The organism is Spirosoma arboris (assembly GCF_009754945.1).
Classification (GTDB): Bacteria; Bacteroidota; Bacteroidia; order Cytophagales; family Spirosomataceae; genus Spirosoma; species Spirosoma arboris.
This window is the reverse complement of the sequence record NZ_WPIN01000005.1, coordinates 523,858-550,254: the sequence shown is the minus strand read 5'-3', so window position 1 is coordinate 550,254 and position 26,397 is coordinate 523,858. Positions and strand designations below refer to the sequence as shown.

The 26,397-nt window shown below is 45.2% G+C and carries 25 protein-coding genes; 5 read left to right on the top strand and 20 right to left on the bottom strand.

Features of this window, described 5'->3' with window-relative positions; translation table 11 throughout:
• The first annotated feature begins 257 nt into the window (after nt 1–257).
• Entirely contained in the window at nt 258–1,178 is a 921-nt protein-coding gene (locus GO755_RS16275; protein WP_157586223.1) for a serine hydrolase, read from the top strand.
• Here the strand turns inward: GO755_RS16275 and GO755_RS16270 are convergent, their stop codons facing one another.
• The 15 genes from GO755_RS16270 to GO755_RS16200 form a co-directional block, all read right to left on the bottom strand.
• Nucleotides 1,179–2,291: an aminotransferase class I/II-fold pyridoxal phosphate-dependent enzyme gene (locus GO755_RS16270; protein ID WP_157586222.1), complete on the bottom strand. Its 1,113-nt coding sequence runs from the start codon at nt 2,289–2,291 to the stop codon at nt 1,179–1,181.
• A 66-nt stretch (nt 2,292–2,357) separates the two neighbouring features.
• Entirely contained in the window at nt 2,358–2,828 is a 471-nt protein-coding gene (locus GO755_RS16265) for a lipocalin/fatty acid-binding family protein (RefSeq protein WP_157586221.1), read from the bottom strand.
• Nucleotides 2,829–3,076: 248 nt separating this feature from the next.
• Complete coding sequence (locus tag GO755_RS16260) at nt 3,077–4,303, bottom strand: DUF5009 domain-containing protein (protein ID WP_157586220.1); 1,227 nt, start codon at nt 4,301–4,303, stop codon at nt 3,077–3,079.
• A gap of 12 nt (nt 4,304–4,315) precedes the next feature.
• Complete coding sequence (locus GO755_RS16255; RefSeq protein ID WP_157586219.1) at nt 4,316–5,431, bottom strand: family 20 glycosylhydrolase; 1,116 nt, start codon at nt 5,429–5,431, stop codon at nt 4,316–4,318.
• 173 nt (nt 5,432–5,604) lie between these two features.
• The gene (locus GO755_RS16250; protein ID WP_157586218.1) at nt 5,605–6,012 is read right to left on the bottom strand and encodes a hypothetical protein; all 408 of its coding nucleotides are present in this window, start codon (nt 6,010–6,012) and stop codon (nt 5,605–5,607) included.
• Between the two features lie 114 nt (nt 6,013–6,126).
• A complete protein-coding gene (locus GO755_RS16245; protein ID WP_157586217.1) occupies nt 6,127–7,386 on the bottom strand; it encodes an MFS transporter in 1,260 nt (419 codons plus the stop codon).
• A 126-nt stretch (nt 7,387–7,512) separates the two neighbouring features.
• Nucleotides 7,513–8,796 (bottom strand): MFS transporter, encoded by a 1,284-nt coding sequence (locus GO755_RS16240; protein ID WP_157586216.1) that lies wholly within the window; start codon nt 8,794–8,796, stop codon nt 7,513–7,515.
• A 145-nt stretch (nt 8,797–8,941) separates the two neighbouring features.
• Nucleotides 8,942–9,736: a sialate O-acetylesterase gene (locus GO755_RS16235; protein WP_157586215.1), complete on the bottom strand. Its 795-nt coding sequence runs from the start codon at nt 9,734–9,736 to the stop codon at nt 8,942–8,944.
• Nucleotides 9,737–9,775: 39 nt separating this feature from the next.
• Nucleotides 9,776–10,711, bottom strand: coding sequence for a hypothetical protein (locus GO755_RS16230; RefSeq protein ID WP_157586214.1), 936 nt, complete (start codon nt 10,709–10,711; stop codon nt 9,776–9,778).
• Nucleotides 10,712–10,718: 7 nt separating this feature from the next.
• Complete coding sequence (locus GO755_RS16225; RefSeq protein ID WP_157586213.1) at nt 10,719–11,213, bottom strand: NADH-quinone oxidoreductase subunit B; 495 nt, start codon at nt 11,211–11,213, stop codon at nt 10,719–10,721.
• A 1-nt stretch (nt 11,214) separates the two neighbouring features.
• Entirely contained in the window at nt 11,215–11,679 is a 465-nt protein-coding gene (locus tag GO755_RS16220) for a hypothetical protein (protein WP_317165888.1), read from the bottom strand.
• Between the two features lie 89 nt (nt 11,680–11,768).
• Entirely contained in the window at nt 11,769–12,236 is a 468-nt protein-coding gene (locus GO755_RS16215) for an NADH-quinone oxidoreductase subunit A (protein WP_157586211.1), read from the bottom strand.
• A 75-nt stretch (nt 12,237–12,311) separates the two neighbouring features.
• Nucleotides 12,312–12,923, bottom strand: a complete 612-nt coding sequence (locus GO755_RS16210; protein ID WP_157586210.1) for a porin family protein — start codon at nt 12,921–12,923, stop codon at nt 12,312–12,314.
• 112 nt (nt 12,924–13,035) lie between these two features.
• On the bottom strand, nt 13,036–13,596 hold the full coding sequence (locus tag GO755_RS16205; protein WP_157586209.1) for a YqgE/AlgH family protein: 561 nt from the start codon (nt 13,594–13,596) through the stop codon (nt 13,036–13,038).
• A 145-nt stretch (nt 13,597–13,741) separates the two neighbouring features.
• Nucleotides 13,742–14,335 (bottom strand): DUF4230 domain-containing protein, encoded by a 594-nt coding sequence (locus GO755_RS16200; protein WP_157586208.1) that lies wholly within the window; start codon nt 14,333–14,335, stop codon nt 13,742–13,744.
• Between the two features lie 302 nt (nt 14,336–14,637).
• Between GO755_RS16200 and GO755_RS16195 the strand changes: the two genes are divergently transcribed.
• Nucleotides 14,638–15,237 (top strand): OmpH family outer membrane protein, encoded by a 600-nt coding sequence (locus GO755_RS16195; RefSeq protein WP_157586207.1) that lies wholly within the window; start codon nt 14,638–14,640, stop codon nt 15,235–15,237.
• A gap of 86 nt (nt 15,238–15,323) precedes the next feature.
• On the opposite strand, the gene hemA is transcribed toward GO755_RS16195, so the two are convergent.
• On the bottom strand, nt 15,324–16,607 hold the full coding sequence (gene hemA, locus GO755_RS16190) for a glutamyl-tRNA reductase (protein WP_157586206.1): 1,284 nt from the start codon (nt 16,605–16,607) through the stop codon (nt 15,324–15,326).
• 343 nt (nt 16,608–16,950) lie between these two features.
• Here hemA and GO755_RS16185 point away from each other — a divergent pair, with 343 nt between their 5' ends.
• Entirely contained in the window at nt 16,951–18,153 is a 1,203-nt protein-coding gene (locus GO755_RS16185) for a sensor histidine kinase (RefSeq protein WP_157586205.1), read from the top strand.
• 11 nt (nt 18,154–18,164) lie between these two features.
• Here the strand turns inward: GO755_RS16185 and GO755_RS16180 are convergent, their stop codons facing one another.
• Nucleotides 18,165–18,704, bottom strand: a complete 540-nt coding sequence (locus GO755_RS16180) for a hypothetical protein (RefSeq protein ID WP_157586204.1) — start codon at nt 18,702–18,704, stop codon at nt 18,165–18,167.
• Nucleotides 18,705–18,742: 38 nt separating this feature from the next.
• On the opposite strand from GO755_RS16180, the gene GO755_RS16175 reads away from it, so the two are divergent.
• Entirely contained in the window at nt 18,743–19,861 is a 1,119-nt protein-coding gene (locus tag GO755_RS16175) for a long-chain-fatty-acid--protein ligase (RefSeq protein WP_157586203.1), read from the top strand.
• 103 nt (nt 19,862–19,964) lie between these two features.
• Here the strand turns inward: GO755_RS16175 and GO755_RS16170 are convergent, their stop codons facing one another.
• Together GO755_RS16170 and GO755_RS16165 are read right to left on the bottom strand one after the other, a co-directional pair.
• Entirely contained in the window at nt 19,965–21,116 is a 1,152-nt protein-coding gene (locus GO755_RS16170; protein ID WP_157586202.1) for a sigma-54-dependent transcriptional regulator, read from the bottom strand.
• 249 nt (nt 21,117–21,365) lie between these two features.
• A complete protein-coding gene (locus GO755_RS16165) occupies nt 21,366–24,653 on the bottom strand; it encodes a glycoside hydrolase family 2 TIM barrel-domain containing protein (protein WP_157586201.1) in 3,288 nt (1,095 codons plus the stop codon).
• A 141-nt stretch (nt 24,654–24,794) separates the two neighbouring features.
• Here GO755_RS16165 and GO755_RS16160 point away from each other — a divergent pair, with 141 nt between their 5' ends.
• Complete coding sequence (locus GO755_RS16160; protein ID WP_157586200.1) at nt 24,795–25,742, top strand: alpha/beta hydrolase; 948 nt, start codon at nt 24,795–24,797, stop codon at nt 25,740–25,742.
• 80 nt (nt 25,743–25,822) lie between these two features.
• On the opposite strand, the gene GO755_RS16155 is transcribed toward GO755_RS16160, so the two are convergent.
• Complete coding sequence (locus tag GO755_RS16155) at nt 25,823–26,362, bottom strand: DUF2911 domain-containing protein (RefSeq protein ID WP_157586199.1); 540 nt, start codon at nt 26,360–26,362, stop codon at nt 25,823–25,825.
• Nucleotides 26,363–26,397 lie beyond the last annotated feature (35 nt).

The following is a 26,397-nucleotide window of genomic DNA, read 5'->3' as shown; positions in this document are numbered from 1 at the left end:
TAGTTAACTGGTTGTATAAATCCTCGTTTTAATTGTCAGAAATTCATTGTCAGGCAACTTGTCTGACAGATTTTTAGCAAGAATTGAGAATAAGGTAATAATACACAAAAAACAGCACTCGAACATAGGAAACAGGCTGCTTCAGAGGAATTGTAGCTATTGGCTAAGTGCGGTATAATTTGGGTTGCTACACTAAAAAATGCGCCTAATTGACTAAATTTTGGCGATCCTCAGTATCATTTATACAACCTGAAACTATGCAGTATCTTAACCTCAAAGTTCGTTTGCTATCGCTACTTCTTATTTGTTTATCGGCTGCCTGGCTCTCGTTAGGTGCTCAATCCCGCCTTACACTGCCCGAATTGCGCCAGAAAATTGAGCAGGAGTTTAGTAAATACCCCGGTGTTTTTGCTGTTGCCTTCAGGAATGTGGCAACTGGAGAAGAATTATTGATCCGAGAGCGAGAGGTATTTCATGCGGCTAGCACTATGAAAACTCCGGTTATGATTGAAGTCTATAAACAACAGGCTCAGGGGAAACTGTCGCTGTCAGATTCTATCCTGATAAAGACTGAGTTTAAAAGCATTGTTGATGGGAGTCCATACACGCTGCCGGTTTCGTCGGATAGTGATTCAATTACCTATAAACAGATTGGGACTAAGCGAACACTGGCTTCTTTGGTTTATGACATGATCACGGTCAGTAGCAATTTAGCAACTAACCTAATCATTGAGCTTGTGGGTGCGCCAAACGTATTGCAAACCATGCGCGATTTAGGCGCTAAAGACATTCAGGTTCGGCGAGGTGTCGAAGATTCAAAAGCCTTTGCTAAGGGACTTAATAACTCAACCACAGCCTACGACCTGATGCTGATTTTTGACAAGATTGCTACTGGCCAGGCCGTGAGTCCCGAAGCGTCGAAAGCTATGATTGCTACTTTATTGGATCAGAAATTTAACGATGCTATTCCCGCTAAGCTTCCGAACGATGTGAAAGTAGCTCACAAAACAGGTTCCATTACGGGTGTTCGCCACGATTCAGGTATTGTTTTGCTACCCGATGGTCGGAAATATGTACTGGTTCTATTGTCGAAAGATATTAAAGACGACAAGCTAACATCGGGCGTTATGGCCACAGTATCCGAATGGATTTATCGGTATGTAACGCAGGGGAAATGACTATTTTATATGTTCCATCAGGCACCGTTCAAGGTTTTGCAGGCCAGCCACTAACTCATCGGCTGTAGGGTATCCAAAGCCGATGCGCATGTAGGTTTTGTCCTGTTCGAACCAATGGCCTGGTCCTACAAGGGTTTGGTAGTTCGAATACAGGGATTCGTAAAACGCTGTCGTATTGATGGAATAACCCGCTTTTAGTCGTGGGAAACAGACAACACCAGCAGTGGGCTCTACCCATTCCAGATACGTATTCTGAGTAAAAAATTGACTGATAATCGCAAAATTGGTTCTAATCTGCTGATGGGTCTCCTGTAACAGACTTTCCTGATTTTGTAGAATGTGCAGAGCGATCTGTTCATCCACTACCGAATTGGTAATCATAATTTGTTCCTTGGCCGCCAGAAACCGGGTCATCAGTTCTGCGTCGCGACAAATGATCCAGCCAATACGGATACCCGGAACGCCAAACGCTTTCGACAGTGAACTAACCGAAATCACGCGCTTACTTTTCTCGGCTAAATAGGGGAGAAGTGGTGTTTGGAAATTCAGATAGCGGTAGGTTTCATCAACGAGCAAATAGCAATTGTGCTCTTCGGCCAGCTCAACTAATTCATTCAGAATAGCTTCGGGAATAACCGTGCCTGTCGGATTATGAGGATTGGTAATGCTAATGAGTCGGGTATTGGGTTGAATAGATTGACGTATCTGATCGACATCTAAAGCAAATTTTTCATCGAACGTTAGGTCGATAATACTCATGGCACAATTGATGGCGCGCGGTGTTTCGAGGTTAGTTCCGTAATTCGGGCGCACCACAATCAGATGGTCGGTTGAGTTGAGCAGGGTAGTGGCTATGATAAATAATGCAGTGGCCGCACCACTACAAACCAGCACATCGTCTGGCTTTAGAATCGAACTCTCGCTGGCGATACAGGCAAGCAAATCGGGATGCCCTCGGTGATGTCCATAACACAAGAGTACGTCATTTAAATTGAGATTTAAATCTTTCAAATGAATGTCGCGCACCGAACTTTCGGCCAGATTGTACTGAATAGTTGAATAGCCGATTTCTTCCGGCGACTCGATTTCAATCGGCATTCGGGTGTAGTTCATAGGAATAAATTGGCAAAAACTGGAGCGTAGATAACACGGATAAAGCAGAGTTATTTGCCTATTATTTTATCGAACCGGCAGATCGCGCACATTGATAAGATGCTTTGCTAACAATGAATTATCGGCCATCAACGACTTGATGTGATTGAGTGTCTTTTCGGGAAGCTGAGGTGTGCGGCTGATAATATCGACCCCCTCAGGCGTAAACAGCGTTTTTGAAAACCAGATGACTGCCCATTGACCAGTAGGATCTTGCAGGACAACATTCCACTTGCTCCGTACTAAACTTAGAACGCCCTTACCCCGCCAAACGAAAGCCGATGAGTCAGTTAGGCTTTGATAATCGAAACCGGTGAGCGTTTTCAATTCGCCTTTTTGCTGGTACTTCACTTCGTCCAATAGCACATTGGTTTCGCCTTTTTTATCCGTGATTGAGTACGTAAACGTGGGGTTTATTTTATCGCCTTTTAACCACATCGGAAAGTTTGTACTACAGATAAACCATGTTCCAACGAGCGCTTGAATCAAAGGTGTCATGCGAAATGAAGATTAACTAATCGAAAGTTGTGAATAGGGGCAAACCGCCTTGCCGTGTGTTCTGACAGACAAGTACGTAATTTTAACTGAGTTGTAGTGAAAAGTTACCCCTTGAATTGGGTGGGTGCTTGTCGGTTGAAAAGTTTCCCTCACCCCTGCCCCTCTCCCAAAACGGTAGAGGGGTGAAAAAAGTAGGCAGTCGAACTCCCCTCGCCCGTTTTGGGAGAGGGGCAGGGGGTGAGGGGAAACTACAACTTAAGTTTAATTCTTAACCGCCCTAATACCGCCGTAATACCAATAATCAAAAGAGCGAATAGGAGTGATTTGATCAGCCCAACGCCACCGATTGTTAGCGATTCGGGGAGTGACATGCCAGATAGATCGGCCAGACTATAATAGAGATCGGGGATTAGATAGCAGGTTAATGTGCTAGTTCCGGCGGTTTTTATTAAATCAAACCAATGCGCCTTGCCAGTTAAATCGACTAACCAATAGATACCTGCGTAGACAATAAATGCAATGCCGCAGCACAGAAAAATCCAGGTAGGGGTTGCCTGAATTTTCGAGATGATAAAATAGTGCCTGGCCAAAAATCCGGCTATGACAAATAAAATACCAATTCCGGTGAACAGGAGAGGGGCTTGCTGTGCTTTCTGAGTGCGCTGCAAATGTATTAGGAGAAGCGTGGCTAATATGCCTGCGAAGCCAAGAGAGTTAAATGCGCCATTGTCCGGAATCCAGGTACGCGGACCATCGGGCCAAAGTGTGTGTAGCCATCCTGAATGACCTGCAATGTTCATTAAAGTAAAAAACAGCCAGCAAGCCACCAGAAGAATTGGCTGCTTGTGGAGAAATAAATAGAGCGTAGCGCAGGTTAAGTATGTCCAACCAATAAGCCCTAAAATTCCCCACCATTGGGGTGTCATTCGAACAAGATGATCATCGCTGCCTCCTCTGAAACTAATTGCCAGATAGACCAGCATTCCTATACCAACTACTTGAAGCGCAGTGAAAAGAGTTTTGGTCGTGCCCTTTTGCTTGGGGTATTGATTCCAGATTAGAAAGAATGCTATAATCATCAGGATTACAAACCAGGCAGCATTTAAGCCCGTGGCTGTTGCATTGAGGTCGTGTATATTGACGAAAAAAACGCCCATAACTAACAAGGCAACTGACCGCAAAACAATGTGCCCAACGATCTTGCTATAGGAATCACCTTTGTCGAGTCGTTGGCGAATGGCAAAGGGAATCGACATACCGACAATGACCAGAAAACAAGGGAAAACAGTGTCGGCAAAGCCCAGAAAATCCTGATCAGCACGCGAATGCTCGAGCCAGAGCGGAATACCCGACAATGTTCCTAAATCATTGACGAAAATCATTGTGAGCATCGTCAGTGCCCTGAAGACATCAATGGAAAATACGCGTTTTACCAACAGATTAGTGGCACTTGATTTCGGTGGAGTTGATACCATTTTGTGGGAACGTTAATTAGCCTCACTTAGTCGTTTTATTTCGCCAAACATAGCTTTAAAGCAGCTACTCGGCGTGTCATCGCCCGCTTCAGTGTTTACTTTCACGCCATAAAATTCATCCAGAAATGGCCCGGCGCCCGACCAAACCGTTTGCATCATACCCTGAAACCGATCTTTCATGACGGGCGTGACTGATTTTCTGAATTTGATCATATCCTGCGTTTGCAGAATTGCAAAACCGGGCTTCCGCCAGGGGCAAGTAATGACGCTCAGGCCCTTTGTGGCGAAATAAACGGCTGTTTGATCGGGCCGCTCGTAGTGCCAGTCGCAAATCATGACATCCTTGGCAATCAGATCGATAGCGCGGTAGGTATTATTAAAACTACCTTCCCAAAGACCAATTCCTGTCGTTTTTCCGTCGATAAGTCGGTCGCCCCAAATCCAGAGTTTACGATTCTTCTGGGCCAGATGATCTCGGATTATATTGACTTCGCCCGCAAACAATTCGGCTTTATCGCGTCCTGAACAGCGCGGACACTTTTCATGACCAATATAAAAAACTTCGTCCATGCCCGCATGAAAAGCATCGGTTTCAAATGCATCACAAATTTCATCAACGAGGGCAAAAACGACCGCATGTACGCCTGGATGCAGCGGGCAATAGCTTTTGCAATATAAGCCATCAGGATTAGGCCAGACGTATTTCTCGGGCATTTTTACCTCAGGTGTCTCGTCGAATTCAGGATAGACGCGCAATAAGTTTGTCGTCTTACTGGCCCAGGACTGATGGCCCAGAAGATTGATTTGAGGAATTAGGCGGATGTTGTGTTGACGACAGACTTTCACCAGTTTTTTTACGTCTCGTTTCGACAAAGCGATACTATCACGCAGTTCGGGATGACTATCAAATTCATAATTGAAATCAACCCGGAGAATCAATGTATTGACTTGCCGAGGGGCTAATTCTTCGTTGATAAACTTGATAAATGTATCGAGTTGTTTGGGCTGTGGGGCCGCAATACAAAACCCCCTAATAGGCAGGAGACTATCTAGTTTGGTCTGGGCAACAGACGGTGTAGCCAGAAGCGCGAAAACGAAGGCAATAAGTGGGAAAAAAAGCCTGGCCATTGATATCAAATTTTAAGATCAGCGCGTACTTATAGAACGCTCTTATAAGCGGTAATTGCTGAAATTCTATTCAATATGGCGCATTTTCGCTTGAATAAGCATAAACTCAAACACCCCGAAAGTTCGAAGCTTTCGGGGTGTTTGAGTTTTCGTACTACCGAATATCGTAGCAACTATTTGATGGCAATGAGTCGGGTAGGAGCTTCCAGCGAGGGAGTGGCAAGTTTGATGGAAATATCTTCTTTCTGGTCGCCTGCCGTAATGCGGAAGGTGTAGTTACCGTCGCCAAGCTCATTCATATCAAACTGTTGACGGAACGCATTCTGTTTGCTGTTTTTGCCGCAGAGAATTTCATTGAACAATACGTCACCCCGTTCATTGATTAATTGAAGGGTAATTTTATTCTCGGACTGGTATTTTTCCAGACATAGCCAAAGCTTAGATGCATTGATGGAAGGAAATACAACAGCCGCAAAGGCTTTGTTTTGTGGATGACCATCAGTAGCGAAAACAGGTGCTGATGCTGAGATAGTTAAAGCAAATACGAAGGCACTAGCGAGGAATTTGATTGACGTTTTCATTGAGTTAAACAATTTAAGTTTATGACCTTTAGCTGTCAACCCAATGATGCTGATCTGCCGCCTGAACGCTGGCAATCTGGAGAAACGGTTTAAATAAATGATGAATGGCTACTATTACTCCACGAAGTCTAAGTCCTTACCAAATGTCTCTTCCATTTGGCTGAGCGACCAAAAACAAAGGCCATAAACGATAATTCCCAGGATTCCGGCGGCTACCAAAGCGCCCAGCGACGGTTTCAGCGCCTGAAAAAATAGGGTCATGGGAATGAGTGTGCCACGTACTACACTCGGTACTGATGTTGTGGCTGTGTTACGCAGATTTGTACCATACAACTCGGCTACCATTGTCAGGTACATGGCAATATAGCCTGTGCAGAAGCCCGTTAGCAAACAGATAGTATAGATGCCACTCGCTGTGTGAATACCACCAAATAGATAAATACCACTGAACACACTGTTCAGAATCAACAAACCCGTAATGGTTTTCAGCCGTGATTTTAACCAATGGCTTATTGGTCCGCTGAGTAAATCGCCCGCGGCCATTCCCACATAAATCATCATGACACAGCGGCCGGGTTTTACAATTTCTTCGATGCCCAGTGCTTGCCCCAACTCGTTGGCAAATGTGGCCAGAATACCCACAACAAACCAGGTTGGCATACCCACTGTTACGCAGCGAAGGTATTTGATCGCTTGTTTCCAGCTACTGAAAAAATAAAGAAAATTACCACGACTAACCCCTTTATGGTCGCTCTTCATGCGACTGAATAGCCCTGATTCAAAGACGCTTACGCGAAGTAATAGCAGTGCTAAACCCATACCGCCACCAACCCAGAAAGCAGTTCGCCAGTTGAAGTACTCGACAGTGAAATAGGCGACTCCAGCGCCTAAATAGCCAATACCTGCCACCATCGCGGAACCATAACTGCGAATGGCTTTCGGTAGGATTTCGGAGACAAGCACCATAGCCGCACCGATTTCGCCAGATAGACCAACGCCCGCTATGAAGCGCAAAAAAGCATAGGTATTTACGTCCTGCACGAATCCACAGGCAATGTTGGTGAGTGAATAGGTAATGATACTGCCAAACAACACCGACATGCGTCCGCGCTTATCGCCCAGCATGCCCCAGAGAATTCCACCTACGACCAGACCCGCTTGTTGGAAATTGATAATAAACGTCCCCGCTTTCGAAACTTCTTCTTCCGATAGACCCAGCGATTGCAGACTCGGTACCCGCACGATGCTAAAAATGAGCATGTCGTACACATCCACAAAAAAGCCCAGCGCCGACACAATGACGGGCAGTGCGAATAGAGGGCGGTAGGAAACGGATGCCTGAGCCGGAATTTCGTTGATTTTGCTGGTTTCCATGATTGTTTCTGAACCGCACGGGCGACCCCGCGGGATTTAGCTGATTTTGGGATTTACAGGATTTTGTTAATTACTTTTTTTGGCAAAATCCTGTAAATCCCAAAATCAGCTAAATCCCGGTTCAGACTACTCTTCCAGATAATTCAAATCCTTGCCATGGGTTTCGGGAATGCTTAGGATGGAGTAGAAACCAAGCATGAAACTAATCAGACCGACGACGGCTCCAGCATTGATGATGTCCAGGGATGGCTTAAGTGCCTGATAACTTAAGGTCATTGGAATGACCAGGCCGCGTACCATATTGGGAATAGTGGTAGCAGCTGTAGCTCGAATATTCGTCCCGAATTGCTCAGCCCCAATGGTTACGAACATGGCCCAATAACCAATGCCAAAACCCATAGCCAGACATAAGCTATAAAGAACAGTTGCGCTTTTAACACCGAAGTACAAATAAACTAAGCCGAATACGAGCGCAACTGCCATAAGCAGGGCAACCGCTTTTTTACGGGATGATAATGACTGACTGATGAATCCGCTGGCCAGATCGCCTACGGCCAGACCAACGTAGCACCACATGATGGCTAAACCCGGTTGAATTTCTTCGGCAATGCCTAATGCCTTACCGAACTCGTTGCTGAAAGTAGCGAGAATGCCGATCACGAACCAGGTTGGGAGACCAATACCAATGCATTTAAGATAGCGCGAAAGCCGGTCTGCATTTGTAAAGAAGGACAGGAAATTGCCTCGACTAACGTGTTTTTGATCGGAGACATCCTTGAACATGCCTGACTCAACCACGCCAACACGAAGCAACAGTAGCCCAATTCCTAAACCACCCCCGACGAAGAAGGCCATTTGCCAATCGAATAGTTTAACGGTGAAATAGGCTACTACAGCACCAAATAAGCCAATACCAGCTACAAGTGAAGTACCGATAGCGCGCTTTTCTTTGGGTAATACTTCACTAACAAGTGTGATGCCCGCACCTAATTCGCCAGCTAACCCAATGCCAGCCACGAAGCGCATTAAGGCATAATATACAGTTGGGTCCATGAATGTGACGTTCTTAACGAACCCACAGGCAATGTTAGCAATAGAGTAAGTAATGATACTGCCAAACAATACAGATAGACGCCCTCGCTTGTCGCCAATAATTCCCCAAAGAATACCGCCGAGGAGTAAGCCACCCATTTGCCAGTTGATAATGCTGGCACCAACAGTTGAGATTTGCTCAGCAGTGAGGCCAAGGTCTTTCAGGCTAGGTACACGAACAATACCGAAAAGAAGAAGATCGTAAATATCAACGAAGTAGCCCAGGGCAGCTACAATGACCGGGAGACCAAACAGTCCGACAGTAGCCGATTGAGCCTGATCGTCGGATGGTTTGGGTGAAACAGTAGGAATAGCCATGCGGCACAATCAATGGTTAAGAAAGGAAAATAGTTTTGCAATTATACGAAATGGCCAAAGAAGATTAGGCTTAATAGAACTCAGATGATGCAGATTAGATCGATTTACGCCGATTTTTTATTCGAATATGCTATGGCCCCTATTCTTAGGGTTTGGTCGTCACTAATTTCTTTTGGATAAATACATCGGCATAGCGCTGGCCGAGGATTCGGGCCGAATGCGTATCGAAATGGGTGGAATCACCTTTGTCGGTAAGGCCTGATGCAAGTACGCAGTAGGAGTTTGGGATATGCTTGGTGGCCTCCTGAAGAGCCTCATTGACGATTTTAGCCTCTGGGTCCCGGTCTACGACAAAATCGCCAAGTGTCCCTACCACAAACGGTACATTGGGGGCATTCAGGTCGTTTCGAAATCGTTGAACCAGTTCGGTCAGCTTTTCTTCATAGACGATTGCTTTCTCCGGGTCTGAGTCTGATTCACCCTGATGCCAGAGAAAACCCGCTAACTGTCCATTTTCGAGGGCTTTCTTTGCCCGGCGTAACGCGTCATCGTAAGGGTACGATTTGGTTGGTTCATAATAAGCGCCCGGCTTCCAGACATCAATGCCCGAACCACCTACTGCACAGGGAATCAGCCCAATATTTGTTTCTGGATATGCATCGGCCAGTCGTTTGGCAAAAGACAAGCCTGGGCCTACACCTACAATATCGGGTTTGTCGAAGTGCATCGGATCGCGGGCTGGCACCCAGTTCAGGTCTTTGGCAAGCATCCAAACGTGAGGATTCGCCTGCTGATCTTCGGCTTCTGGAATACCCCGCCCCGCCATATTCGATTGCCCAATGAGTAAAAATAACTGCAACCGGGGTGGTACATCTTGCTTAAATGCAAGTGTGATAAAAAGAATAAAACCGAAAAAATAGACGTTAGGGCTGATATTCATGTGTCTAATGAGTTATGGCAAGGGTGATTGCCTATCTACTTACGGCTCTACAGTATTTACTGTCGCTTCGTCACTCGCTTCTGAAATGGGATTCACTAACTGAATAGGTTGGGGAATCAAGATAGGTTTGGGGAATTTTTCGTATTGATTGTATGCGGTTCCTAATGACCAGACTTTAAGTCCAACACGGATGAAAATCATAGCCTGCTGAATGACAAACATAAGCAAAATGGTTAGCCAGTTGCTCATTAAAATAGCTTCATCCAGAAGGAAATAAATCCCGAATAAACCTGTACCGATTACGATCATTAGCCCATATAAACCATAAGTTCGGGTTAGGTTACGAATCACCAGGCGGCCTGCCTGCCCGAACGCTCGAAAGGCATTATGTTCATCTTCCCGAAACATCAGTACTTTAGCATAATCGCCAATGCAGAACAGGAGCGTAGCTGTTAGGGCAAATAGCGCGAAAAATACCACGCCAATCCAGAACTGCCCTCGTTCCGTCAACGTATCGTTTAAGGCAATACCTACTAACGAACCGGCCACAAGCCAAAGACCCGCCCCAACAATGACAAAGAGGAGAGTAACCGCAAAAAGTCGTAGAAACCGTCCGAAATAATGGCTACAACCCTGCCAGAATAGGCCAGAACTGAATTGAGTATTGGGCTGAGAAAAGCGTAGCAAAATACCGCCCGCAAAAAAAACACTGAGAAAAATATACAAAAGCCCCAACCAGCGTCCAGTGCTTATCAACGGAGAAATAACTCGCTGACTTCGGTTCATGAAATCGGAGTAAATGGTATAATCGAACCCATTCAGGAGATTCAGAAACGCCAGCGAATTTTGATCTTCTACTTTAAGGGTATTGTAAAACGGAAGAGCAACCAGTAAACCCAGCACCAAGGTAATGCCGTAGATCAGCCACAAAAGCCGGATTGACCCAATTGTTTGACGAAGGGCGATCGAGAGCATGGAACTTCTAACTTTTGGACAATGGGTGCTCTGTTCTTATTTTTTCCTGCAATTTCAAAAAGCCATCGATAAGGGCTTCAGGGCGGGGGGGGCAGCCTGGTACATACACATCAACTGGAATAATCCGATCTACTCCTTTCACTACATGATAACCATGTTGCCAGTAGGGACCACCGCAGTTTGAACATGAACCCATTGAAATGACATAGCGCGGTTCGGCCATTTGCTCGTAAAGTCGCCGTATGCGATCTGCCATTTTATAGGTTACCGTGCCGGAGACAATCATAATATCGGACTGCCGGGGTGAAGGGCGCGGAAAAATACCGAATCGTTCGAGATCGTAACTCGCCGTCATTGCTCCCATCATTTCAATGGCGCAACAGGCCAGGCCAAAGGTTAGTGGCCACAACGATTTCTCCCGCGACCAGTTGAGCAAATCTTCAGAGTGCATCAGCATGACGCTGGCTTCACCTGATTTATCGGTTACTGACTGAGAAGTCATGTTAGTTTTCTTTTTGAGGCAGACGATTAATTAAATCCTGCTGGTATCGCCAACTAAATGGTTCCAGTTGTCGGAATAAACTAAGTTCGGGATTATTTCGATCCGCAGGACGAATAACCCGGCTTGTCAGGTTGCCAAGTGCTGAGCCTACTACTAAACCGGCTGCTGCACCACTAGCTGCGGCAAATGTTAGCGTCAAGCCATAGGTGACTGGGCTACTAGCTTGATTTTTTTGCAACGATTGGGTTGCTAAAAAGCCTGTTGCTAATCCACCAATAATAGCCCCGCTGATTATTGCATTTTTTTTACTCCTTCTCCGAATCACCACTTTTCGAATATCTATAAGTGGAATTCTACCTTCTCGGCTACGTTTTTCATTCCCAAGAAAAAGATATGAGTCTGTAACTTCGGATAATATACCTCGGATGCGATGTGCTGATTTTGTAACGACCTTAACCTGATACACACTAGCAGTAGGTTGCTGAGCCCATGAAGCTACTGATAGTGAGCCACTAATTAGAATTGTTAGCCAAAGGCAGCGTAGTAGAAATGGGTTCAACGTTTATAACGTTCGTTTACCTGTTGATATAAGTCCGTAGGTACCTTCGTTTCTATTATTGGTACTTTCGGCTGGGGTTTTACCCAATCAAGGTAACCTTTTGCCCATACATAGGCAAGTCCGAGAGCTAGAATAACAATGAACAGAATTGCTTCGGTTAGCGCGAACCAGCCCCAAAGGCCCTCAGTTGCTTTGATAAGCCGTTCCTGACCGAACACAGTTGCCCAGGGAAACAGAAATACCAGTTCAACATCAAACAGGACAAACACTAAAGCGACAACATAGAATCGGATATTAAACTGCACATTAGCATTACCAACTGGCTCTTCGCCCGACTCATACGTACTATTCTTCTCCACGTTCGGTCTACTTGGGCGTAATAATCGCGCTATAAAAAGTACGATTGCGATAAACGCAAACGCACCTACTATAAAGAGCAGAAGAACGCCGAAGTCGGAGAGCATGGGTGATGGACGGTTTGAGATTTATAGTTTGAAGTTAGCTGGCTGGACTAGTGTTAGCCAATCTCAAACTATAAATTACCTTTTCTTTTTCTTAGGAAATAGATTGTAAACCATCGACACCTGGAGGTTTCGATTATAATAGGCTGCTGTTGCCTCAGGCGACACATTTGTAAAGCCGTAGATGTATCGGACATGCAGACTGAATTTGTTGAGCATGTCTAAAAAGTCGTAGTGAACACCCACTGCCAAACCAAGATCGTTATTCACGCTAGGGCCACCTGTCTGGCCAGCGTTGAGTGCATAACTAAATTCGGGACCGGCTTGTATAGTGAGACCTTCGGTTGGAATATACCCTAGCAATAGAGGAAGGCTGGCGTAATAATAGGAAACGCCCGATGTGATTCGACTACCGTTGGCTTGTTCCTGCTGAAATGTTCCACCCCGAATAGAGAGTATGGCTTCTGGTTGAACCACCCATCGATTGTACCGATAGCGATATATAAGACCCAGATGAGGCTGAAGGGCACGGTGAGGAATATTGACAGTTGCTCCCGAGATCGCTATTTGTGTGAAGGAGGCTCCGATTTTTACACCAAAATGGCCGCCAGTAGGTTTATCGCTTTGTGCCTTCGATACCAAAGGCGAGGCTACTATAAAAATAAGAAGTAATAGTCGGTACATGTACATACGGAGCTGCTGAAAGGAAGTTAACCTTTCGATAACGTTTTTTATCCTGCAAAATTGGTTAAAAAAAGTTAAGAAGCCGCCGTTAGCCTGATTGTGGAAATGTTTAAAATTGTTAATTGAGTCGTGGATCAACCGGATAATGGGCTATGGATTTGTATTCGCCCCCCATTCGTTTCAAAACACCCCGCCAAAATTCTTTCGTTGGTGTATCGAACAGGAAGTCGGCCGTGATGCGGCTAATGATCCAGGCTTTCTGGAGAAGTTCGGTGTCTAGCTGGCCTTCACTCCAGCCCGAATAGCCAATAAAAAAGCGAACATCGCGCTCAGTTAGCGTACCCAGATTGACAGCTCGCTTGATTTGCTCAAAATCACCACTCCAATATAAGCCATCTATTACGCGGATTGATCCATCAATTAGATCGGGGCGACGGTGGATGAAATGCAACGTGTTTTGTTGGACTGGGCCTCCTACGAACAAGGGTAAATCAGGGTGAATTTCTTCAATTACATCACTCAGGTGAATGTCGGTAAGCTGATTCAGTACCAGCCCAAATGTGCCGGCCTGACTGTGTTCGCAAACCAACACAACACTACGCTCAAAGTTAGTGTCGCCCATGAATGGTTCAGCAATCAAAAGATCGCCGTTCGTAACGGCTGGCGGGGTCGTATTCATAGCACATCGAGCAATTAAATAATGGTATAGCCAAAACGCTTTTTTCAAGCGCTATATTCATTAAAAACTCTTAAATACACTACTCAGAAACAGGATAATGTTTATACGGACAAATTTTGAATTCCGATTTGGGTTGAACCTGAAACTAATTTCGAAAGACGAGCCCTACTTTTTTACCTGAAATACGTTCTAGCATAGGTCGAAGAATCTGATTGGCGTTTTGTTGAGTCTGATCCAGGATACCGCCATCCAGTGCTGATTGCCTGACCTGCCGTTCGGCTTTCCGATAGGCGTCGCTTACTAGCTGCGATTGGTTCAGAAACGAAAAGTGAGTATCGTATACCCGCGACCGGTCGTGATTAATTTTCCAGGTGCAAAGTTCAGGTTTGGGTAATTGCACTGTAATAGAGTCGCCTTCTGCGGTAATATCGGCTACGGTAATTTTTGTCAGGTCGATACAGCCAGTTGCTTCACCTTCTACAATTAGTATAGCGTTGGCATTCGGCAGAAAGGTATTCACTTGTTCGTGTTCGACAATATCTTTAAAAGTATACTTTACCAACTCCAGTTTTCCTAGTGTCGTAATTTCTTTAAGGACAATTCGCTGAGTGGTATTTTCACCCCGGCGGAAACGACTAAGGAGGCTATTACCACGAATCTGCTCCCAAATGGCAATCAGCCCTGCAACTAGCACTGCAAGGAGAAATAAACGGAACAGCGTATTGATAAGTCGAGTCATGGTGCTAATTGACAGCCCCAGTGTAAATAAAGGCATTGCTGTCATTTATGAATAGTTGGTAATCGGTAACAGGAAACTTACCTGAACTTAACAATATTTAACTTATCAAAGCCCATCCCTTATTACTAAATTTGACCGATACTGTCGGCCCAATCATTAAAAAATGGGTTGTCTGTCTTTCATAGCTATGCTAGCTAACAGTAGCTATTATTTATTTAGAAGGACAAATTTCTCAAAGTTCATGCCTATAAAACGCGAAAACAGGTGTACACTTGCCTAATCCAGAATAAACCAATCGTAAAATGAAGAAGATTTTTAGTTATGTATTTTTAGGGGTTTTATGTTTTGCCTGTTTGAATTTACAAGCTCAGTCGGTAAAAATAGGTCATACACGAATAGATTATATTTTGTCTCAAACACCTGAAAATAAGGTGATTACTGATCTGTTGACAGTTCAGCAAAATAAAGCGCAGGAAGAACTAAAGCGACTCCAGCAGGAATTACAGGAAAAGTATGCGCTTTACCAGAAGGGAGTGGCTCAAATGACAGACGTTATCCGAAAAGATAGAGAGACTGAGCTCCAAACCTTGCAAAATCGTATTCAGGTATTTAGTCGTGACGCCGATGAGTCTATACAAAGCAAGTATAAACAATTGGTTAGCCCAACGCTCAGTAAAATTCAGCAGGCTATTGACTCGGTAGCTAAAGAGAATGGATATACGCATATTTTGAATACAGGCAACGCGACAGATATCTTATACGCACCTGAGGAAAATAACATTACAGATTTGGTGCTTAAAAGACTAGGTATTACACCTGGACAAAATTCCGAGCAACCAACGGCTGCGGTGCCGACGACACCCAAAGCCCCGGTGAAAAAAGCGACGCCCAAAAAGAAATAGTGAGTAGAACCAATCAGGTTTGGACAAAAAGAAAGCTCCCCAATCATAATTGATTGGGGAGCTTTCTTTTTGTCCAAACGAATCTATTAATGCGAATTCCTGGATTCATCAACGGAATGCCTCTCCAGATCAAATAGATCGTTCAGTACATCGATCAGCGTTTCAGCTTCACCTCGTTTGCAGGCTGCTTTGAGCTGCAGTACGGGAAGCTTAATGATTTTCTGCATGATACCCCGCGTAATTTTGTCTACTTTTTCTGATTCATCGGGGGTCAGATGTTTCAGGTGCCGGGCAATTTCGTCACGACGAATCTGCTCCAGTGCATTTTTTAGTTTATTGATCGTCGGCGATACAACCATCTCCTTCGACCAGTCGCCAAACTCAGCTACGGCCTGCGTAACAATGGCTTCGACTTGTGGAATCGCTGCTAACCGCTGATTCAGGGCCTCGTCAGCGCGATTCCGAATATGGTCGATATTGTAGACTAGTACCCCCGGAATTTGCTCAACGGAGGCATCTACACTACGTGGAACCGATAAATCAATAAAGTACTTAAAGGTCATTACGTTGACATCCTTAAGCAGTTCAGGTGTGATGAGCGGGTCATCGCGCATAACCGATGAGATGATGACATCAGCCCGTCGAATTTCGTCGGTGAGATTGTCAAAGTCGGCTACCCGAAATCCGTATTGTTCAGCTAAGGCTTCGGCCTTTGTTTGTGTACGATTGCAGAGAGTAATGTTCGTTAACTTACGGGATTCAAGGTTTTTACAAACGTCGGTCCCAATCTCCCCCAATCCTATAACCAGTACGTTTGGGTTTTGGTGTGCGCCTACCAATTCATCGATCAATTCTACCGCTGCGTAAGAGACCGAAGCGGCTCCATCACGGAAAGGAGTTTCCTGCGCAACTCGCTTATTGGTAAAGAAAATCGTGTGCATCAGTCGGTGTAAAAACGGACCGGCCATTTCTAAATCGGCCGACCATTGGTACGACTGTTTCACCTGATTCGGAATCTGCATGTCGCCAACGACCTGCGAATGTAAGCCAACGCATACCTCAAACAAGTGCCGGACTGCCTGATCATTTGCCTCAAAAAACTGAAAATAAGGCAAATAATTAGCGGTGTCTGTCAGACCCTTTTCAATGAGTAATAAGCGAGCAATATCATTATTAAGATCCTGCTCAAAAGCGTAATAAACTTCTGTCCGATTACAGGTTGAGATAACGAGTAAATCAGTAAGCCCAAAAAAATCCCGCAACCGAATCATCAGTCGCTTGGCTTCGTCTTCGTTTAGTGCAATTAGTTCCCGCACCTGCAGGGGTGCCATTTTGTGAGATAAACTAATTGCTTTGAAGGTATCTAACATGGTAACAAATCACCTTTACTGGCTTCTAGCCTTTACAAAATTACGGCATAAATATTGGATATGAACAAGCCCTATGTAAGTGGTATGTTATTTAGAATACATCCAAATAATTGGCGATATTCTTTGTTCAATCCTATTAAAATCCGTAACACCAGTGGCTTAACAGACGTTCATGTTCGCACATTTAAACTACTTTCAGCGTTTACAGAGAAGAGTTTACGCTTATTTATAAACAGCTCCCCTGATAGAGCTTGTTTAGGTTTGCGTAACTATAATTTTGCACGAGTATTAAAGCTGCATTTCGCGCAACAACTGCGGTTGGAGTAGCAGCCAGCAAGACCACATGCTGAAGTCATTCGACATTTATAATCAGAATAATATTCTGAAAATTATCCTGGCTCTGAACCTACTGCTAGTGGGAACTGGATCGCTACTCTATACAAACCGCCTTATTTTAAAACTCGAAGCACGCGAAGAGCAGTATGTACAACTCTACGTAAAAGCCGTAGAGTATTTGTACAGTTCAAGTCGGCCTGATGCAGACAGTGGCGATATAACGTTTGTAACAAGCGAGATTTTGCAGGCGAATAAGACAATCCCGGTTATCTATGTTGACCAAAATAATCAAATATTAGCTAAGCTGAATATTGATGGGCTATATAAAGGGATTCCACCTGCTGAAGAAAAGGCTTTGCTTCGAAAGAAAATGGCTGAAATGAGTGAAAGCCATCCCCCAATACCTGTTGTGATGAATGATGGTAAACAGGGGCATGTATATTACTCAAACTCAAATGTACTGCGTCAAATAGCCTATTTGCCATACGCACTGCTAGCTATACTAACAGCTTTAGGTGTACTGGCTTACCTCTCGTTTAGTTCGTCGCGACGGGCGGAGCAAAATAGGGTATGGGTAGGATTGGCCAAGGAAACAGCTCACCAGTTAGGTACGCCTATGTCGTCACTAATGGCCTGGGTTGAGTATATGCGTTCCGACCCTGATCAGTATGATGGATCAATAACTGATGAAATCGAGAAAGATGTTCAACGTCTGGAGACTATCACTGCTCGTTTTTCGAGTATTGGCTCCGTGCCAACATTAAAAGAGGAAAATCTGAATGAGGTGGTCCGACAGTTTACAGACTATCTGGCGCGACGAATCTCAACGAAAGTGAAAATGAGCCTTGCCAGTCAATTGCCACCTGATAAGATGGTTAAAATAAACAAATTGCTCTTTGAGTGGGTCATCGAAAATATTTGCAAAAATGCGGTCGATGCCATGAAAGGCGTAGGCGAGCTACGGCTCAATATTGTTCCTTTACCACAACAGGGAGTGGCTATTGACATTACCGATACCGGTAAGGGCATTTCCAAAGCCAATATGCAAAAAGTATTTTCGCCTGGCTTTAGTACTAAAAAACGGGGTTGGGGGTTGGGACTCACCCTAGCCAAGCGCATTGTGGAAGAATACCATAATGGTCGACTGTTCGTCAAAAGCTCGGAAGTAGGAAAAGGAACGACCTTTCGGATTATCCTGAATGCAAATTAATCGAACAGTACTCAATTCAGATAGGGCAATGTTATCGTATCCGTTTCAATAACATTACTGGCATTTAAGTCACGATCTCGAATTCGAATCTGAAACTTGGTTGGATAAAATACATTGGTCGTACCGTACGGAAAAGTCTGATTAAAATCCAGCGTTCCCTCAATAGCCCCCTTAGGTTTTCCTTTGGCCAGATCAGGAAAGAACAAGGTATTTAGAACCAATTGATCGTACTGAACATATTGCTTATTAACGAGCCGAAACGTTTTGATTTCGTAGTTTCCCCAACCACCATTAGCGGAATAGCTGGCAATAGTAGCTTCGGAAGGATTGTCGACGCCGAGATTGCCATCACCATCTTTGAATCCAATGGTAATTACAATCGAATCCCGCTTTGATTGACCGACACCTTTGCCCGCTGCGATTTGGTATTTAAACAGCCCTTTGAAGTCGATTACTGGGGTGTTTGAATAATTTGGTTCGGTAAAACAGGCCGATACGGTCAGGACTATACCGAACACGAATAAATACGTTTGAATTTGTTGCCGTCGCATACTGTTGTACTCGTTGTGCAATAAACGCTTTTGTTATTTTGTCTTTTTCATTAATACTTTCAACCGCAGCAGCTCCACTTCGGCAGTCACTCCGACAGCAAATTCTGGAGCTTAGTTCGAGCTTGCCGAGCCGAACTGCATTTGAATCACTGGCACTAGCCGTTTTTCGTTATCAGGCAGCTTATAACCCTGTATATAGAGCTTACCTACATCACCTGAATTGTCAGACTGAGCATATTACTGCCCTACGTCAGGTTCCATTTATGCCGATTAGCTTCTTTAAAACACACATGGTTTTAACCGGCATCGATACAAACAATGACCCAGACAGGACTGATACACTCATTTTTGCCAGTAGTGGCACGACTGGTGAACAGACCAGCCGCCATTTTGTGCCCGATTTGGCTCTGTATGACGCCATTAGTACTCAAATTTTTGAGCAGACATATGGTCCGCTCAGTAACTTTCATATTCTGGCGCTGCTACCGTCTTATCTTGAACGAAATAACTCCTCGCTCGTGTATATGGTTCAGCAATTTATGACCAGGAGCGGAGGCTTGCAAGCCAGTGAACCTACGAGCGGTTTTTTTCTCCATAACCATGCTGAACTGACGGAGCATCTGCGTCAACTCGCCCGGCAATCCGATCAGAAAAAGATTTTGCTTATTGGGGTTACATTTGGTTTGCTGGATTGGGCCGAGTCGGAGCCGGATTTGTCATTTCTGGGAAAACTCCCCAATCTCGTCGTGATGGAAACGGGTGGCATGAAAGGTCGCCGGAAAGAACTACTTCGCGAGGAGGTTCATGAAATTCTGACAGAGCGACTTGGTGTCCAAACCATTCATTCAGAATATGGTATGACTGAACTCCTGTCACAAGCTTATTCGATGGGAAATGGGGTATTTCGGCCAAGCTCGACGCTACGTGTCTTCCTTCGCGATATTAACGATCCGTTTTCACTGTACCCAGAGACTAGTATGCTTACCGGGTCGCGCCAGACTGGAGGAATGAATATTGTCGATTTAGCCAATCTTGATTCTTGTTCATTTATCGAAGCTCAGGATTTGGGCCAATATGTTGGCAGAGACGGAGACTTTCGCGTCATCGGTCGATTCGATAATTCTGACGTAAGGGGCTGTAACTTGCTTGCTATCTGAACCGGGATTTTTTTGATTTTACTGACCGACTATGATTTTTATAACTTTCTACGAAAGCAAAATCAGATGAATCAGCAAAATCAAAAAAATCCCGGTTCAGAAATCACGCATACGCCTTCACATCGTCCAGCGTAATTTCATCGCCACACATAATGACCAGACGTTCGATGACGTTCCGTAACTCCCGAACATTTCCTGTCCATGGAAGCATTTGTAGGTAATTCATCGCATCAGGCATAAGGTCTTTAGCAGGAGCGCCGTATTCGTTAGCGATATCGTGTAAAAACTTATCGGCCAGGAGTGGAATATCGACCCGACGCTCGGCCAGGGGTGGCACATGAATCATAATGACGCTTAGGCGATGGAATAAGTCCTCGCGGAAGTTTCCGTTTACAATTTCCTGCCGAAGGTCTTTGTTCGTAGCCGCAATAACCCGCACATTGACTTTTATTTCCTTATCGCCCCCAACACGTGTAATCTTGTTTTCCTGTAATGCCCGCAACACTTTTGCCTGTGCTGATAGGCTCATATCGCCAATTTCGTCGAGAAATAACGTGCCACCATCGGCCTGCTCAAACTTGCCTACCCGACGGGCAGCTGCTCCCGTAAATGACCCCTTTTCGTGGCCAAATAACTCACTCTCAATAAGTTCACTTGGAATAGCCGCACAGTTGACTTCAACTAAAGGCTGGTTTGCACGGCTGCCTTTCTCGTGAATCTGCTTGGCTACCATCTCTTTACCTGAGCCGTTGGCCCCTGTTACCAGTACTCGGGCTTCAGTAGCGGCTACACGGTTGATCGTATCTTTAACTTTCTTAATTGGCTCAGACTCACCAACTATTTCGTTCAGTTTATAGATACGCTTCTTCAGGGTTTTGGTTTCCTGAACCAGCTTGGCCCGCTCAATGGCGTTGCGGACGGTAATCAGAAGGCGATTCAGATCGGGTGGTTTGGTAATGAAATCAAAAGCTCCGCGTTTGGTCGCTTCAACGGCATTTTCAACATTGCCAAAGGCCGAAATCATGACAACCTGCGTACTTTTTTCGGCTTCGCTAACTTTTGCTAGTACCTCAAGGCCATTCATTTTAGGCATCTTAATATCGCATAAAGCAACATCATAGCTTGCCTTTAAAATCATGTCCAGCCCTTCTTCACCATCTTTCGCTTCGTCAACATCGTAGCCCTCATATTCTAAAATATCGCGTAGAGCCGCACGAATTTTCTGTTCGTCGTCCACGATAATCAGTTTGGCCATACAAAAGGGATAAATTTAAACATCTGTATTAAGTACTTGCCCCGAAAATAGGGGATTTTATATCGGCATCCGTTATTTCGACGGCTAAATTTGATAAAATCCCTGTCTTTTTTCATAAAAACCAACCTTAGCGTTATAGTCGGCCAACAAGCTTCTATAATTTCTATTGATTTTAAGTATCCTATTGTGATACTAATCAACTACTATAAAATAAACAAAACTCTCGTTTTGACTTCCAATCAGGAATTATCAGCGGGGTAACGTCAGATTAACCTCTTCAATAATATTCGTGCGCATATCTACTGGTCGCATTCGAAAAGAGTACGTATATGGTTTGTTTGCTGGTAATAGATACTCTGGGTGAACACGTGGTGACCAACTGTCGTCGCCCCCAAGACCCATCTGGGCCAAATCAACATTAACGACTGTTACGTTTCCACGTTCAACTTCCTGCGTATTGGGTTGCTTGGCTTTCAATAAAGCGGTATCAGTGTAATCACGGACATTAATATTGAGCAGCCCATTGGCACTCATATCGCTCATCAGAAGAAGACCGAAGCCTGTTGCATCGGTAAGCTTAGCCCATCGAACATCAGTTTTGTTCCCATTCTCCTGCGCCATCGTGTAAGGGAAAAACTGGTCAGACACTTTCGATTCGTAAAGCCCTACCTTAGCCGCATCCTTTCGATCTGCATAGCTCTCAAATGGTCCACGCCCGTACCAGCTTAAGTTGATGAGATTAGCTGATAGTTGAAACTGCAAACCAACTCTGGCCAATGGAGGTAATGTGCCCGAAGGAGTGTACGTAGTGGTGACCGATACATCGCCGGTACCATACACAATGTAATCTGTTTGCTGGAGGATAGTGCCACCAATTCCAGTCAGTTCATTGGTGCAGCTAACGCGCACCATTTGCGGACGAGGCTCTAGCTTAAAGTCAACAGGATGTACTTTGGCCGTGTCTAAACCTGCTTTTCGCCAACGAGCAGCAAAGGACGTTGAACCTCCGCCTTCGTCATTATCGGTTGGTACCCGCCAGAAACTTGGTTGGAGATTTCCGGCAGGATTGCCCTGTGTCAGAAGATTTTTGCCTTTGTAAATCCATTGACTCAATGTTCCTGTGGCTTTGTCGAATACAACTGCAAACTCTTTGCCTCGAACAACTATGCCCGTTGGCGATGGAGCTACTTTCACCGCCGGAATACGATTCATACCAATAACGATCGGAGCTGGCGAATCAGTTTTGACTGGAAACTGCCCTGTAGCTACTTCATGACCAATCGGTGCCCAACTCGTAGCCTGTTTCAGGCGAACACTGACATTGAGGAAATACTCACCCGATTGCGCATTTCGTTCTGCCAGGGCTGCAGGAGAGGGACGCGCATTGCCGTCGATCATTCGGGTATCAACCATTGCATTGAGTCGAACCGGTAATGTTAATACCTGGGTTTGACCAGGCTTGGCAACTAAATTAGTTTCGGCACCACGCTGCACTACGTCGCCATTGCGAATCAATTCCCATTCAAGCCGGAAGGGTTCGAGCGACTGAAAATCATAGGTATTGCGGACATTCACTTTAACCGGTTGCCCCGACACCAGGGGAGTTGCCGTGCTCAGTTTTACGTATTGATAGACCAGTTTTACCTCATTGATTTCGGGCTGAGGAGTTCGATCGGGATTAACTAGCCCATCACACGCGTTTGCCCCGTCGATGTAGTTGATATGGTCAGTGAATTCCTTCCCTTCCTTGTTTTTAATACGTAATCCCTGATCAACCCAGTCCCAGATGAAAGCACCCTGCATGCGAGGGTATTTGTCAATAGCTGCCCAATAATCTTTCAAATTGCCGACGCTGTTTCCCATTGCGTGGGCATATTCACAAACAATGACGGGCCGGTGCGGATCTTTCTCCATCAGTTTCACCATATCATCGACAGATGGATACATGGTCGAAATAATATCGAAACTGGTTAATGAAGTGTTGGTATAGGGCTGCCGTCCTTCGTAGTGAATAGGTCGCGTTGGATCAATGAGCCGGATTATATCGGCCATATCTTTAAAATTCTGACCCATACCTGTTTCATTGCCCAACGACCAAATTACGACGCAGGGATGATTCTTGTCGCGTTCGACCATTGCCCGACCCCGTGCCACGAAGGCATCGCGCCATTCGGGTTTGGCCGCTGGAGTTTGCCCTTTACCCCATAAATCGTGACTCTCAATATTGGCCTCGTCGATTACATAAAGACCATATTCGTCGCAGAGGTCATACCAGTCTGTTACGTTAGGGTAGTGCGAAGTCCGTACGGCATTGATGTTGTATTGCTTCATCAACTTTATATCCTGAACCATCGACTCGCGGCTAATCACCCGGCCTGTAATAGGGTCGAACTCGTGGCGATTGACGCCTTTATAAGTTACGGGTTTGCCGTTGACCAAGAGTTGTCCATCGGTCAAGGTCATTTCCCGAAAGCCCACCCGTTGACTGACTGCTTCCGACGGTTGCCCATCTGACCCAATCAACTGGGCCGTTAGCGTATAAAGAACAGGCGATTCTGCATTCCAGAGAACTGGCGCTTTGATCTCTTTTTTTAAGCGAAAAAGAGCTTCCTGACCGGTATCGGTAGCATTTTCGGAGTTAATTGTCTCCGAAAAAATGACGGTTCGTTTGGGATCGTATAGGGTAAGTCGAAGTCGGTAAGGAGCTTGTGTACCAGTTGGCACCAGATTGCGAACGTTGGCTGTCAGCTTCAGACTGGCGTCATGATATTGGTCGTCTAAGTCAGTAACAATTGCCAGATCGCGGAGATACGTTTTAGGTGTGGCAATCAGAAATACGTCCCGAAAAATACCCGAAATGCGCCAAAAATCTTGGTCTTCCAAATAGCTCCCATCCGACCAGTTAATGACCTCAACTGCCAGCAAGTTTTCACCTGCTTTGAGGTTATCCGTAATCAGAAATTCAGCGGGTGTCATGCTATCTTCATGGTAACCAATCGGTTGCCCATTTAGATAGACTCGGCAAGTTGACTGTACACCTGCAAAATGTAAAAACACCTCACGATCCTGAAAGTTAGTGGGAATGGTAAATCGCATCCGATATAAGCCAACAGCGTTGGTGTCGGACGTAATGCGTGGAGGAGTGGCTGGAAATGGGTGTTTGATATTCGTAAAAATAGGTCGGTCATAAGGGCGGCCTTCCCGAGCGCCTACTACCTGCCAGTTTGATGGTACAGGCAAATTATCCCAGTTTTGATCGTTTGTTGTAGGCTGATAGAAATCACCTGGAATTAGTCTTGGATGCTTGATCCATCTGAATTTCCAGGTACCATTCAGGAGTTTAACATAGGGAGATGTTCGCCAGTCGATTGCGTTTAGTGCCTGCTGTTCTGTTGCAAACGGGATAAGATTCGCGTGAGGTTTTTCAGTATGCTGGCTAATCACTTGCGGATCTTCCCAGTCGGGTAAGGTTTGTGCCTGACTGCTGGCTAGTTGTAAAATCGTTAAAATGAGAGGGAGGATTAAGCGTTTATACATTATGGGTTCGTTTATTGGATAACACAAGCGGACTGTTTCGGCCAAAGGTTATCGGATAAAGAATCTGTCCATTCATGACCTATGGCTGATACAGCGTAAATTTCGCATAAATTTAACCGCCTTTCACCGCCTAATAAGCCCATGTCGATACGTAGTTTACTAATTTGTTCATGCCTGATCGGGCTGACGTTGACTGTTTCGGCCCAATCGCGCCGACGTACTCAACTAACAACTCCACAAAGCAATGGTCCCGTACCAGTAGTGTCGGCTCCACAAGCGCGGCTTTTGGAGAGTATGGTTATGAATAGTTCGCTGATGAACCAGGCCGTTAAGTTTTCTATTTACCTACCTCCCGATTACTACGTGTCAAACCGACGTTACCCGGTCGTTTACCTGCTACATGGTTTAGGAGATGACGAAACGGGCTGGGTGCAATTTGGCGAGGCCGACCGCATTGCCGATGAAGGTATTAAATCGGGAGAATTGCCGCCAATGATTATTGTCATGCCTAATGCCTGGGCCACCTTTTATGTCAATGATTATCAGAATAAAGTTCGTTATGAAGATATGTTTGTGCAGGAGCTGATTCCGCACATCGACTCTATGTTTCGCACACGTACTGAACGTACTTATCGAGCCATCTCCGGGCTGTCGATGGGAGGATTTGGATCGTTAACGCTAGCCATGCATCACCCCGAATTGTTTAGTGCCTGTGCCGCTCTAAGTGCTGCTGTACGAACTGATGAAACATTCGTCACCATACCCGATGAGCGCTACAATACGGTTTATGCGCCCATATTCAGTGGACCGGCCAAAGGTGAAGAACGGCTAACGCTTACCTGGAAACGTAACAGCCCGATTACGCTGGCAAAATCGGCACCCGAAAGTGATCTTATGAAAGTGCGCTGGTATCTCGATTGTGGTGACGATGATGCGCTGACCGTCGGGAACTCGATGCTTCATATTGCCTTTCTGGAACGGAAAATCCCGCATGAGTACCGTGCTCGCGACGGAGCGCATACCTGGTCGTACTGGCGTAGTGGTCTGCCCGATGCATTAAAGTTTATTGGAGTAAGCTTTCATCATTGAGAGCGTTTGCCGTTATAGATATAAATCAAAAAGCCGCGTAGAAAATAACTACGCGGCTTTTGTTGTTCATCAGTCTATACTTAGTCAGAATTTGTTCGTTTCTGAACCGGTATGACAGCTTCTGTCTGATCCCAAGCCAGAATCATGTCGGTGCCAGTTGCTGAAGGTGAAAAACTGATATAAAATTGCTCAGCCATTGGGCTATGTTTACGCGATGCGACGGGCACTCGTAGTACGTCTTTTGTCTGGTCATAATTGGTTCCCCATTGGCCAGTTTCACCGTTGAATATAGCTATCCATCCATCTGCTGACGGAATGGTCCAAAGTGTATATTCGCCTTTGTTTAAAGGTTGCCCGGCTACGACTACATTTTGGTCGAATTCAATGATAGTTGCTTCATTTGCACCCGTCCGCCAAACTTTTCCATATGGGACAAGGCCGCCAAAAATCTTACGTCCTTTCTTGTAGGGCTGACAATAATCTACTTTTATTTTCAGACCATTTTGGTCAACCTGTGCTACGGCTTCGGGGCTACTGGATTTGGTCCAGCTACGTAATGAGAAGAAACCGACAAGTACAACGGCAGCAATAATGCCGAGGATAATCAGTAGACGTTTCATAGGTGTTTAGTGGTTTAACCTGACAGCCTGCAAGG

What these genes read in the sequence shown, in the direction of transcription:
- GO755_RS16230 (WP_157586214.1), bottom strand. Translation starts at nt 10,711, where the DNA reads ATGCTCTCGATCGCCCTTCGTCAAACAATTGGGTCAATCCGGCTTTTG.
- GO755_RS16185 (WP_157586205.1), top strand. Translation starts at nt 16,951, where the DNA reads ATGCTGAAGTCATTCGACATTTATAATCAGAATAATATTCTGAAAATT.
- GO755_RS16240 (WP_157586216.1), bottom strand. Translation starts at nt 8,796, where the DNA reads ATGGCTATTCCTACTGTTTCACCCAAACCATCCGACGATCAGGCTCAA.
- GO755_RS16215 (WP_157586211.1), bottom strand. Translation starts at nt 12,236, where the DNA reads ATGCTCTCCGACTTCGGCGTTCTTCTGCTCTTTATAGTAGGTGCGTTT.
- GO755_RS16255 (WP_157586219.1), bottom strand. Translation starts at nt 5,431, where the DNA reads ATGGCCAGGCTTTTTTTCCCACTTATTGCCTTCGTTTTCGCGCTTCTG.
- GO755_RS16260 (WP_157586220.1), bottom strand. Translation starts at nt 4,303, where the DNA reads ATGGTATCAACTCCACCGAAATCAAGTGCCACTAATCTGTTGGTAAAA.
- GO755_RS16225 (WP_157586213.1), bottom strand. Translation starts at nt 11,213, where the DNA reads ATGACTTCTCAGTCAGTAACCGATAAATCAGGTGAAGCCAGCGTCATG.
- GO755_RS16200 (WP_157586208.1), bottom strand. Translation starts at nt 14,335, where the DNA reads ATGACTCGACTTATCAATACGCTGTTCCGTTTATTTCTCCTTGCAGTG.
- GO755_RS16180 (WP_157586204.1), bottom strand. Translation starts at nt 18,704, where the DNA reads ATGCGACGGCAACAAATTCAAACGTATTTATTCGTGTTCGGTATAGTC.
- GO755_RS16160 (WP_157586200.1), top strand. Translation starts at nt 24,795, where the DNA reads ATGTCGATACGTAGTTTACTAATTTGTTCATGCCTGATCGGGCTGACG.
- GO755_RS16195 (WP_157586207.1), top strand. Translation starts at nt 14,638, where the DNA reads ATGAAGAAGATTTTTAGTTATGTATTTTTAGGGGTTTTATGTTTTGCC.
- GO755_RS16270 (WP_157586222.1), bottom strand. Translation starts at nt 2,291, where the DNA reads ATGAACTACACCCGAATGCCGATTGAAATCGAGTCGCCGGAAGAAATC.
- hemA (WP_157586206.1), bottom strand. Translation starts at nt 16,607, where the DNA reads ATGTTAGATACCTTCAAAGCAATTAGTTTATCTCACAAAATGGCACCC.
- GO755_RS16235 (WP_157586215.1), bottom strand. Translation starts at nt 9,736, where the DNA reads ATGAATATCAGCCCTAACGTCTATTTTTTCGGTTTTATTCTTTTTATC.
- GO755_RS16165 (WP_157586201.1), bottom strand. Translation starts at nt 24,653, where the DNA reads ATGTATAAACGCTTAATCCTCCCTCTCATTTTAACGATTTTACAACTA.
- GO755_RS16210 (WP_157586210.1), bottom strand. Translation starts at nt 12,923, where the DNA reads ATGTACATGTACCGACTATTACTTCTTATTTTTATAGTAGCCTCGCCT.
- GO755_RS16250 (WP_157586218.1), bottom strand. Translation starts at nt 6,012, where the DNA reads ATGAAAACGTCAATCAAATTCCTCGCTAGTGCCTTCGTATTTGCTTTA.
- GO755_RS16170 (WP_157586202.1), bottom strand. Translation starts at nt 21,116, where the DNA reads ATGGCCAAACTGATTATCGTGGACGACGAACAGAAAATTCGTGCGGCT.
- GO755_RS16155 (WP_157586199.1), bottom strand. Translation starts at nt 26,362, where the DNA reads ATGAAACGTCTACTGATTATCCTCGGCATTATTGCTGCCGTTGTACTT.
- GO755_RS16275 (WP_157586223.1), top strand. Translation starts at nt 258, where the DNA reads ATGCAGTATCTTAACCTCAAAGTTCGTTTGCTATCGCTACTTCTTATT.
- GO755_RS16245 (WP_157586217.1), bottom strand. Translation starts at nt 7,386, where the DNA reads ATGGAAACCAGCAAAATCAACGAAATTCCGGCTCAGGCATCCGTTTCC.
- GO755_RS16265 (WP_157586221.1), bottom strand. Translation starts at nt 2,828, where the DNA reads ATGACACCTTTGATTCAAGCGCTCGTTGGAACATGGTTTATCTGTAGT.
- GO755_RS16205 (WP_157586209.1), bottom strand. Translation starts at nt 13,596, where the DNA reads ATGAATACGACCCCGCCAGCCGTTACGAACGGCGATCTTTTGATTGCT.